Below are 11,331 nucleotides of genomic sequence, written 5' to 3'. Positions count from 1 at the left end.
TCAAGTGTACCAATTCTTGTCGTATAATCGCGTTCATAATAGCCATTTCGTTGACTTTGACGTGTAGTTGATCGCTCATATTCATCAGCTTGAATGTATTCTGACCGTTGGTCTTCCATGAGCTGATTAAAAATGGTGGTTAAAATATCTTTCGCTAAATCATCTTTTACAGAATCATTAATTATCTTTTGTATCTCATCAGTATTCAATGTAAAATGTACTTGGGTCATATAAAGTCCTCCTAGGTATGTTTTTGTCGATAAAAACATTGTACCGTAAAAGGAGCTTTATATGGCCTTTTATCTTTTACACAATTATATGGACTTTATCTATATTTATCTACGTTTAGTTTATAACTTACCATAATAAAGCGCAAACATTAGCTGTGATATATTTGATAAAGGCTGTCTTAAAGAATAAGTAAAGCTAAGAGACAGCGAAAATTAGTACAAAATTAACATTTAGAAAACGTATAAAGGATATTAATGTGTTAAAAAAATACAAAGATTATACATATATATAAAATGTGAACTAAATGTGAACAAATTGTGAATTTTTATTATCTTGTTGTTAGTTACTGAACCGGTTATACTTGAAAGGAAATAAGAAGGGTTAATAAGTAATAAAATTTCATTTAAAGAGGGTCTTACAAATGGATATGACAGACGTTGTTATGCTAGTAAATACAAATAGAGGAAATGGAAAAAAAGAAAGCTTATATCGAATGCATACTCTATTAAATAAACTGAATAATCCAGAAAAAAATGTATCCTTTATACATATTGCTGGGACGAATGGAAAAGGATCAACGGCCTCTTTTATTTCACAAATTCTTATTCAGGCAAATTTAAAAACAGGTAGTTTTACTTCACCCCATTTAGAAAAAGTGAATGAACGTATACGAATAAATGAACAATTAATATCAGATGAAGACTTTATCTCTGTGACAAAAAAAGTGGCTGCAGTGGTTGAAGATGTCGAAAATGAATGTGGTGAACGTCTCTATTCTTTTGAGATTTTAACGGCTGTTGCTCTTTTATATTTCAAAGAAAAAAATTGTGATATAGTTATACTAGAAGCTGGTATAGGTGGGAGACTTGATGCGACCAATGTCATTCCGGTCCCTGAAGTTGCTATTGTGACATCGATAGGTATGGATCATATCAAAGTATTGGGCCACACAATAGAAAAAATAGCAAAAGAAAAAGCAGGGGTCATTAAAGAAAAGGGGGATATTGTGTTGCCTCCATTCACGTCATCTGTCAATCAAGTCTTTCAGGAAATAGCAGAAAATAAACAAGCAAGCGTACACCAAGTAAAAGTGAATAAAGTGCAAAATATACAATTAACTGAAAACGGCAGTACCTTTTCGTATAAGCCATTTAAAATGTTAAAGATAAATATGACTGGTAAACACCAAGTAAGTAATGCACTACTGGCTATCGAAGCTGCTCTGGTATTGAGACAAAAAAAGTTCAATATTTCTAATCAGCATATTGTGGATGGACTGGAAAAGACTTACTGGCCGGGACGGATGGAAAAAATACAAGAAAATCCAGCTATCTTTATCGATGGTGCCCATAATCCTGAAGGGGTAGAAACATTAGTTGATTCGATTCAAGCTCTTTTTCCAAAAGAAAAAGTAACTTTCATTGTAGGGATGATGAAGGACAAAGATTATATGAAAATGATTGACAAAGTACGTCCTTATGCCAAAAAAATATACACAGTCTCTCCAGATCCTTATCGTGGATTTTCTCCGAGTGACGTTGCTATAGAGTTTAGAGGAAAAGACATAGAGGCAGAGTCTATCGGATCAATTACTGATGTAATAGAATGTCTTAAAACGCAACCTAGTGAGGAAAAAATAATAGTATTTGGCTCTTTGTATTTAATTGGAGACATAAAAAGATTGTGGAAATAAAAAAGTGACGGAAAAAGCCCCGGTTACTCATTCAGAGTAACCGGGGCTTTCTAAACATTTAGGTAAAAGTAAAAAGAGTATTGAAAACGCTTGCATTTGATTCTGGGTTATATTATAGTTAAATCAATAAAACTTGTATATACAAGTTACTCAAGGGAGGAAATAATAATGGCAGATTTTAAGAAAGATGCACAGGAGCTACTTGATGCAATCGGCGGTAAAAAGAACGTCAGCGCTGTCACTCATTGCGCGACACGCATGCGTTTTGTACTGAATGATCCATCAAAAGCAGACAAAGAAAGAATCGAAGATATCGAGTCAGTTAAAGGGACCTTCACACAGGCAGGCCAATTTCAGGTTATTGTTGGAAACCGTGTTGGTGATTTTTATAATGAGTTTTCAGCTGTATCAGGGCTGGAAGGTGTTTCGAAAGACGAAGTTAAGGGAGCGGGTAAGAAAAACATGAATCCTTTGCAGCGTATTATGGCGGCTTTGGCAGAAATTTTCACCCCCTTGATTCCCGCAATTATTATTGGTGGTCTAATTTTAGGTTTTAGGAACGTTTTAGAAGCCGTACCAATGTGGTTTTTAGATGGTCAAACAATTGTTGAAACATCAGTATTTTGGAGTGGAGTCAATGCATTCTTGTGGCTTCCAGCAGAAGCGATATTTCATATGCTTCCTGTAGGTATAACGTGGAGTGTTACACGTAAAATGGGAACTACTCAAATTTTAGGTATTGTGCTCGGATTGACTCTGGTTTCAGGGCAATTACTTAATGCCTATGGTGTTCAAGATATTGTAGCCGGTGAAGTGCCCTATTGGGACTTTGGATTCTTCCAATTAGATATGATTGGTTACCAGGCGCAAGTGATTCCAGCTATGATGGCTGCCTTCTTATTAGTTATTCTTGAAAAATGGCTACGCCGCGTAATACCGGAAGCAGTATCCATGATTTTTGTTCCATTACTTGCTTTGATTCCAACGATTTTTGTCGCACATGCTATTATTGGCCCAATCGGCTGGCAGCTGGGTACTTGGCTGTCACTAGCTGTTAACTGGGGATTGAGCGGAACATTCAACTGGGTCTTTGGATTTATTTTTGGTGGACTTTATGCACCGCTTGTTATTACAGGCTTGCACCACATGACCAATGCAATCGACTTACAGCTCGTTGCTGACTATGGTGGTACAAACTTGTGGCCAATGATTGCTTTATCAAATATTGCTCAAGCTTCTGCTGTAATGGGTGTTATCTGGTTGCATCGTGGGGATGAAAAAGAAAAAGCTGTCTCTGTACCAGCGGCAATTTCAGCTTACCTTGGTGTCACTGAACCGGCTTTGTTTGGTATAAATATTAAATATGTTTATCCATTTGTGGCTGGAATGATCGGCTCTGCTTTTGCGGGAATGATTTCAGTTGCTATGGACGTCACTGCCTTTAATATCGGTGTCGGAGGCTTACCAGGTTTCTTGAGTATTCAGTCAGGTTTATTATGGTTCTTTATAGCTATGGCAGTAGCTATTATTGTACCGATCGCCCTAGTTATTGTATTTGAGAAAAATAATATTATGACGAGTTGGGAAAACGACAATCTACCTATTCCAAAACTAGGTAATTAAAATTAAGAGTAAATATGTTTGAAAAATTTTAAAGAGAGAGGATATTTTCAATAAATGGGTTTAATTCTAGTAAGTTTACTGGAAGAAGCGCATTTAAAAAAAGTATCCTTTTTCATTTGAAAAGAGAAAGGATAAGTAAAATGCAAAATTTTCACGATAAAGTTATTTATCAGGCATACCCGAAGTCATTTAAGGATACAAAAGGCAATGGTATAGGTGATCTAAATGGAGTAATAGAAAAGTTACCTTATATAGCCGAGTTGGGTGCAGACATGATCTGGTTGAATCCTTTTTATAAATCTCCTCAGAATGACAACGGGTATGACATTGCTGATTACACATCAATTGATCCCTTATTTGGTACTTGGGATGACTTTGATAAACTAGTTAAAGAAGCAAGTCAGCGTGGTATTGGATTGATGCTAGATATGGTTTTAAACCATACTTCGACAGAGCACGAATGGTTCCAAAAGGCACTAGCTGGAGATGAAAAATACCAAGACTTTTATATTTTAAGAGAAAGACAAGAGGATGGCACTTTACCAACGAATTGGGAGTCTAAGTTTGGTGGACCAGCATGGTCTAAGTTTGGCGATACGAATAAGTACTATCTTCACCTTTACGATGTCACACAAGCAGATTTGAATTGGCGCAATCCCCAAGTGCGTGAAGAACTCTATAAAGTAGTTAATTTCTGGCTTGAAAAAGGAGTAAAAGGTTTCCGCTTTGATGTCATCAACGTTATCGGAAAAGACCAAGAGCTGAAAGATGCTACAGATGGCGTTGGAAAGTCACATTACACAGATACTCCAATTGTTCATGACTACATTAAGGAATTGAATGAAAGAACATTTGGCAAATATGATGATATCCTAACAGTGGGTGAAATGAGCTCAACAACTGTTGAAAATGGCATAAAATATTCTAATCCAGAATCAAATGAATTATCTATGATTTTCAGTTTTCATCATCTAAAAGTGGATTATAAAGATGGTAAAAAATGGACTAGAATGCCTTTTGATTTTCTCAAGTTAAAACAAATTTTAAATGAATGGCAAGAGGGAATGGCAAAAGGAGATGGCTGGAATGCCCTATTCTGGAATAACCACGACCAACCTCGAGCGAACAATCGCTTTGGAGATGTAAAAAATTATCCAGTTGAAACAGCAACTATGCTAGCGCAAACGATTCACTTGATGAGAGGAACGCCCTATATCTATCAAGGTGAGGAAATTGGAATGACAAATCCTGATTATTCTAATTTGGATGATTACAAAGATATCGAAACACATAATGCATATAGTGAACTTAAGAAAGCTGGAATGTCGGATAATGAAGCTCTTGATATAATAAGAGATAAATCCAGAGACAACGCTAGAACCCCGATGCAATGGGATCAGACAGAAAATGCTGGTTTTACTAAAGGGTTACCATGGTTAAAAGTTGCAGATAATTATAAAGAAATCAATACAGAAAACATAAAACAGAGTAGAAACATCTATGCTTATTACAAGCAATTGGTTTCTTTGCGTAAAGAGCTGGCGATTATTCAAGAAGGTTCTTATAAAGCGATAAACTTAAATCACCAAAGTATATTTGCTTATGTGAGAGAATATAAAGGTCAGAAATTACTCGTTTTAAACCATTTTTATGAGGAAACAGACACAATAACCCTTCCAGATGAACTGCTGAAAGGGCAAAGTAGTTATTTAATAGGTAACAGTGGTGAAAGAACACTTCAGAAAGAATTTGTTATGGAAGCCTATGAGACAGCTGCATTTTTGATAGAATAATTTAAATGAATATAAAAGCCCGTCTAAAGTAAGGTTTAAACACTTGCTTTAGGCGGGTTTTTATCTCTTTATTTTTACCATAGTTTCTCTAGTGTCTCTTCGTAAAGCACAGTCATCTCTTCTCTACTGATGTTATGTTTATTATTTTTGTACCAATAGACTGATTTTATTGTTATTCCCATAATGATTTGGCTTTTATATTCATTGACGATAGCTGAATTGTCATGGTTTTTTCCTGTATTCACGTGGTTTTTCAACATGCTTTGTCCATATTCTTGAATACCTTTTAATTCTGTAACGATATCAGATTTCATTTGTAAGCTAAAAATAAGTTCCAATAAATTATCAGATTGGTTTAGAAGTTGTTCGAAAACTAAAATAAAGAAATGATAAGCCTCACCATCTGACTTTTGATCTAATGCTTGAAACACATTATCAAAAATCAGGTTCATCTTGTGTCTGATAAAGAAAGTGAAAAAATCATATTTATCTAGAAAATGGCTATAGAAGGTAGGGCGTCGAATCATAGCTGCCTCACATAATTCGGTGACTAATATTTTTTCAAATTCCTTGTCTTTTAATAGCTTTTCGAATGCATCAATAAGTGAGCGGTAAGTTTTTTGTACTCTTAAGTCTAATTGTTCCATTATAAAAGTCATCTCCCGTTATTTTAATGAACATATTATCTGAAAAAGTTAATTAATTATCAGATATAAAATGGTGTCTCTTGTTCATATGACTCTTTCACGTATAGTTATAAATATAACAGATGTTAGTTAAAATACAAAAATAAATTTATTAATACTTATATCATAGATGAAAGAAGGCGAAGGTATGTCAGTAATAAAAGTAAACCATGCAACGAAAGATTATGGCCACGGTCGTGGAATATTCGATGTCTCTTTTGAGGTAAAAGAGGGGGAAACTTTTGGGTTTCTAGGGCCTAATGGTGCAGGAAAATCGACAACGATAAGGCATCTTATGGGCTTCTCAAAACTGGATGACGGAGAATTATCTATTAATGGTAAAAACAGCTGGAAATCAGCCGACAATATTAAACACGATGTAGGTTACTTGCCAGGTGAACTGGCCTTTCCAAAAGGAATGACGGGAGATCAGTTTATTGAATACATGGCAAAGGAAAGACAGCTGACAGATATGACACAGACAAAAGAGCTTAAAGAACTATTCGAAATCGATAGCTCAAAAGCGATTAAAGAGATGAGTCTCGGAACGAAAAGAAAACTGGCAGTGGTTACTGCTTTTATGCACGACCCAAAAATTTTAATCCTAGATGAACCGACTTCCGGATTAGATCCTGTGATGCAAGAACGTTTTATTCAATTTGTTCTGAAAGAAAAAGCAGAAGGAAAAACTATTCTACTATCCAGTCATATTTTCACGGAAGTAGATGCAACCTGCGATCGAATTGCGATTATTAAGGATGGCGTTGTCGTTTCTACGGTAGAAGCAGATGAACTGAAACAGAATACAAATAAATCATTTAAAATTGAGTTTGCTAATTTCAAAGACTATCAAAAATTTATAAAAAATACAGCTCTTACGATTTCAGTGAAGAGACCTAAACAAAATCAAGTAAAGTTGACAGTAACAGACCAAAAAATGCAAGAACTTTTTATGGAATTAAGTGAGGTAAAGCTTAAATTTATTTCAGAAATTAAATTTACGCTAGAAGATTATTTTATGGATTTCTATGACCGTGATAAAACAGTAGCTGATGGAGAGGAGAACTTACAATATGGTATGCATTGATATTAAACATTTAACGAAAGATTTCGGAAAAGGCCAGGGCGTCTTTGACTTATCTTTGGAAATTGAAAAAGGAGAAATTTATGGTTTTGTTGGTGTGAATGGAGCAGGGAAAACAATAACCATACGACATATGATGGGCTTTTTAAATCCTGATGAGGGAAGAGTTACGATTAACGGACTTGATGCGACGAAAAGTAGTGCGGAAATTAAACGTTTTGTGTCTTATATTCCAGGAGAGATCAACTTTCCAGGAAATACTACGGGAGAAGAATTTTTAAAAGAACAAATTTATTTATCGGGAAGAGGAAGCTGGGAGCGTGCAAAAGAGTTAATAAAGCTTCTTCAATTAGACGCAACAGCTAAAGTACGTTCGATGAGTAAAGGAATGAAACAAAAGACAGCTATTGTTTCAGCCTTTGCTTCAGATGCCGATCTATTAATCATGGACGAACCAAGTACAGGCTTAGATCCATTAATGCGTGATATTTTCCTCAATCTTTTAAAAGAAGAAAAAGCGAAAGGGAAAACCATTTTTATGTCGAGTAATATCTTTCAAGAAGTGGAAGAGGTTGCTGATCAAGTCGCAGTTGTTCGAAAAGGTAAAATTGTCGACATTACAGATATGAGAAAAATTCGCTATAACGAAGATAAGGTCTTCAGGATGGAATTTAAATCACGTACTGATTTTGAACAGTTTTTAAGTTTGGACTATCAAATAAATAAGGTAAAAAAAGAAGATCTACAAATTTTTATTCAAGTTAATGATGAAAATATTAATCAACTGGTTCAAGATTTAAAAGACTTTGATTTAGTGTACTTTAAAGAAATTAAATTTTCGTTTGAGGATTATATCACTGAAATATTTAAGGAGGAAGTATAAATGTTTTCAAAGCCAATATTTAAGCAAAGTGTCAAAACGAATTGGAGGCTCTGGGCAATCATCACAATCGTTGCTTCCATTATTTTATCAGGATTTATCATAGGGTATGATGCGGCAGGTTATGCATCGATTGCTTCAGCCGCCGAGGGGACAGCATTTTCTAGTCTTTTGTCTTCTATGGATAGTCTCTTAGGAAACTTAGAGAATTTTTATAAGCTGATTGCGCTTATTCTAGGAATTGTTTATGTGGTGTTTACAGCGAATAATTTAGTGGTTAATGAGGTAGACTCTGGTTCAATGGCTTATACTTTGTCGACTCCAATTAAACGTAGAAGTGTTATCTTTACTAAGTCACTTTATATGATCTCTTCTGTTCTTTTAATGTACGTTATTGTTTCTCTAGCTGGTTTAGGGGCCTCTCAATTACAGTACAATAATGTGACCGGTTATCCAATAACCGACGACGTAGAAGCAGCAGCAGAACCTTTAGATCAAAGTAAGCGTTATTTATCGGAACGTTTATACTTAATTGAAGATAATGAACAAGCTATGCGTGATGCAGCTGCAGCACGGGATATGGATTTAGAGGCTTATTCAATCTATTTAACTGAAGTCATTAATGACCATTCTTATGAAGAAACAGCCAAAATCATTACAGATGAACGTGAAGATATCTATGAAGAAGATGACGATATAGAGGATGAAGATATTAAAATCACTACTGAAGATTTAATGAAAGATCCACAAATGATTTTAGAAAGCAACGATGCTTTGACAGCAGGGGCAAAAGTAAAAGGAATTTCTGTTAATGAATACCAGCAATTTGTGAACAACGAAGTAAAAAGTCTAAGATCTAAAGAAAATAAAAAAGTAGAAGAATCTGAAGAAGGTCAAGAAGATACTCAACCAGCATTTAGGGTCACAGAAGAAAATGCAGGACTTTTACTACAAACAGTCATTGAATCTTCGGCAAATGCCTTGAATATGAATAGCAACCAAGTAGAGGATAATTTAACTTTAACCAAGGATCCTGCTGCGTTAGAAGCAGCGATTGAGGCAACAGGTTTGCAGGAAGAGCAAATTATTACAATGACACATAACACGATGGTGTCATCAGCAAGAGCGGTTGATCAGGCATTAGAATTTGACAGAGAAACCTATTTTTGGTTAAGCATCGGCCTATTTAGCTTAATCTTAGCGATTAGCTCGATTTCATTTTTTACGTCTACTTTATTTAACCGCACAGGGGTAGCTTTGGCAGTTGGTGGGGGTATCCCATTTGCATTTTTCTTACTAACGATGGTCCAACAGTTAATGGATGATACACCTGCAATACTTGAATATCTAACCTTAACGACTTTATTCGATACAGACGCGATTCTTGCAAGTGGAGAGTTTGGCTGGGGGCTGATTGCACTGGGAATAATTGCTTTCGGTTTATACACAGCAGCAAATATTATCTTCACCAAGAAAGATTTACCACTTTAATTTTCTAATTATTAAAGGAAAACAGTTTATTAAATTAAAACTATTTTGATAGTGAAGTTTCACGCTTGAAAGCTAAACAATACTTTTATCAAAGTTATTCCATAAGATATAAGTGAGTGCTTAATAATAAAAAAGGAGGTAATCAATGAAGCAAGTGAATAGGTGAAAAAGAGTAAGTTTAAAACTATTTGATTAGCGAAGCCTTATAGTTGAAAGCGGACAGATTTTACGGTATAGTTAATACAAGATATGTAAGTAAGCACTTAACAACATAGGAGGATGTCAAAAATGAAATACGAAGAAACAAAGAAAGTATTAAATCAGTTGACCGCAGACCTATCTCAAGCATCAGCAGCTATTCACCAAATTCACTGGTATTTACGTGGAAAAGACTTCAAAAACTATCACGAGCTAATGGATGAATACCGTGAAACAGTAGAAGAACAGCTGGATGAAGTTGCTGAGCGATTAATCATTATTGATGGTTCACCCGTATCTACTTTAGAAGAATTTGCTGAAAAATCTAATATCAAGAGTGTTCCTGGAAAATGGGACAAAGCAATCGATGAACATCTTGAACGATTAGTGGATATTTTCCGCACATTAGTTGCTGAATATTCAAAAGGAATCGAAGCAGCTCAAGAAGAAGGCGACGCTGTAACAGAAGATATTTTTATTGATGCCAAAGGCGACTTAGAATTAAATGTTTGGATGATGCAAGCTGAATTAGGTAAAGCACCAAACAATGACGCCTAAAGAAGCGACTAATTAATTATAATTTGAAAAGAAAGAAAAGGAGTTAGTTCAGACTAACTCCTTTTCTTATAAAAATAAATAGTATTAAACTGTAAATATAGGGGAAAGCCAATGGATAAGAATAAAAGAATGACAAAAGAAAAACGTAGACAACACATCATTGATGCTGCGATGGAGCGCTTCGCTGAATCGAGTTATCATGCAACAACTACAGCGAGTATTGCTAAGGAGGCTGACATATCTGAGGTAACATTATATCGTTATTTTTCTTCAAAAGAAGAATTATTTAAAGCAGTCATCGAACCAGTACTTGCAGAAAGTTTAGAAAAAATTGAGATTAAACTCCAAGAAAATAAGTTAGATCCGACAAACAAATTAAAATATATTTTAAAAAATCGGATAGAATTCATTTCCAATAACCATCGAATGATTACCTTAATATTAAGAGAAAGAAACATAAATCCTGAAATTATTCCATTTGACTATATAGAAAGAACGCATGCTCTTTTAGAAAAAGCTGCAGAAGAGGCTGGAATAAAACTTATAAATAAGGAAATAACCTTGAGAATGTTAATTGGAAGTATTTTATCCTTTATATACTTCCCAGAAAGTAATAGCAAAAGCAAAGAAGACTATGTCAATCAACTTGTAGTGATATTGAAAAATAATTCACTATAGTAGAAGTAAGATAGGCTGAAAAATAATCTAAGTGTATATATAACTATTAACGCTCCTCCAAATCGAGGTCAGAATATCTGATCATTTGGAGGATCTTTTGTTATCGGCCCCACCAAATGGATGTAGCGGCTATTGTTCCTCGGTATGCTGTGTGTTCTTTGCCTACGATTTCATACAAATGATTTAATGATTGAGGGAGGCTCATTTTATTCCTTAGTGAAAAACGACTGATTTCCTTACTGAGACGAACACAAATAACTCGATGATCGTGTCCATGAGTTATTTGCTTCGCTGAGTCGAATAACAATTGATGCATATATTGATCTTTTTTTACCTCTGGGTCAGAATAAGCAGCACTCATTGCATCAATCAGTTGTTCTGTCTTTAGTTCATTATTCATTTCGACTATCTCCTTG

General features: G+C 34.9%; 11 protein-coding genes. 8 read left to right on the top strand and 3 right to left on the bottom strand.

Features of this window, described 5'->3' with window-relative positions; genetic code table 11:
• Positions 1–230, bottom strand: a 230-nt coding sequence (locus BMX83_RS06960) for a transposase (protein WP_177170531.1), incomplete at its 3' end; no start/stop codon positions are given.
• Positions 231–652: 422 nt separating this feature from the next.
• On the opposite strand from BMX83_RS06960, the gene BMX83_RS06955 reads away from it, so the two are divergent.
• From BMX83_RS06955 to treC, 3 genes are all read left to right on the top strand, one after another.
• Positions 653–1,924, top strand: a complete 1,272-nt coding sequence (locus tag BMX83_RS06955) for a bifunctional folylpolyglutamate synthase/dihydrofolate synthase (RefSeq protein ID WP_091635211.1) — start codon at positions 653–655, stop codon at positions 1,922–1,924.
• 168 nt (positions 1,925–2,092) lie between these two features.
• Positions 2,093–3,547 carry a PTS system trehalose-specific EIIBC component gene (treP, locus tag BMX83_RS06950; RefSeq protein ID WP_091635208.1) on the top strand — a complete coding sequence of 485 codons (1,455 nt, stop codon included), beginning with the start codon at positions 2,093–2,095 and terminating at the stop codon, positions 3,545–3,547.
• Between the two features lie 140 nt (positions 3,548–3,687).
• Positions 3,688–5,340, top strand: coding sequence for an alpha,alpha-phosphotrehalase (gene treC, locus BMX83_RS06945; RefSeq protein ID WP_091635205.1), 1,653 nt, complete (start codon positions 3,688–3,690; stop codon positions 5,338–5,340).
• Between the two features lie 74 nt (positions 5,341–5,414).
• On the opposite strand, the gene BMX83_RS06940 is transcribed toward treC, so the two are convergent.
• A complete protein-coding gene (locus tag BMX83_RS06940) occupies positions 5,415–5,987 on the bottom strand; it encodes a TetR/AcrR family transcriptional regulator (protein ID WP_091635203.1) in 573 nt (190 codons plus the stop codon).
• A gap of 187 nt (positions 5,988–6,174) precedes the next feature.
• Between BMX83_RS06940 and BMX83_RS06935 the strand changes: the two genes are divergently transcribed.
• The 5 genes from BMX83_RS06935 (at position 6,175) to BMX83_RS06915 (ending at position 10,915) form a co-directional block, all read left to right on the top strand.
• Positions 6,175–7,113, top strand: a complete 939-nt coding sequence (locus BMX83_RS06935) for an ABC transporter ATP-binding protein (RefSeq protein ID WP_091635200.1) — start codon at positions 6,175–6,177, stop codon at positions 7,111–7,113.
• The gene (locus BMX83_RS06930) at positions 7,100–7,993 is read left to right on the top strand and encodes an ABC transporter ATP-binding protein (protein WP_091635198.1); all 894 of its coding nucleotides are present in this window, start codon (positions 7,100–7,102) and stop codon (positions 7,991–7,993) included. The genes BMX83_RS06935 and BMX83_RS06930 overlap by 14 nt, the downstream gene beginning before the upstream one ends.
• A complete protein-coding gene (locus tag BMX83_RS06925) occupies positions 7,994–9,481 on the top strand; it encodes an ABC transporter permease (protein WP_091635195.1) in 1,488 nt (495 codons plus the stop codon). It begins immediately after the preceding gene.
• A 288-nt stretch (positions 9,482–9,769) separates the two neighbouring features.
• Positions 9,770–10,237, top strand: coding sequence for a Dps family protein (locus BMX83_RS06920; RefSeq protein ID WP_091635193.1), 468 nt, complete (start codon positions 9,770–9,772; stop codon positions 10,235–10,237).
• A gap of 111 nt (positions 10,238–10,348) precedes the next feature.
• Positions 10,349–10,915, top strand: coding sequence for a TetR/AcrR family transcriptional regulator (locus tag BMX83_RS06915; RefSeq protein ID WP_091635190.1), 567 nt, complete (start codon positions 10,349–10,351; stop codon positions 10,913–10,915).
• A 100-nt stretch (positions 10,916–11,015) separates the two neighbouring features.
• Here BMX83_RS06915 and BMX83_RS06910 read toward each other — a convergent pair whose 3' ends face one another.
• Positions 11,016–11,315 carry a bacteriocin immunity protein gene (locus BMX83_RS06910; RefSeq protein WP_091635188.1) on the bottom strand — a complete coding sequence of 100 codons (300 nt, stop codon included), beginning with the start codon at positions 11,313–11,315 and terminating at the stop codon, positions 11,016–11,018.
• Between the last annotated feature and the right edge of the window lie 16 nt (positions 11,316–11,331).

This window comes from Alkalibacterium gilvum (assembly GCF_900109085.1).
GTDB classification, from domain to species: domain Bacteria; phylum Bacillota; class Bacilli; order Lactobacillales; family Carnobacteriaceae_A; genus Alkalibacterium; species Alkalibacterium gilvum.
The sequence above is the reverse complement of the archived record's forward strand: the minus strand, read 5'-3'. Positions and strand labels throughout refer to the sequence as shown.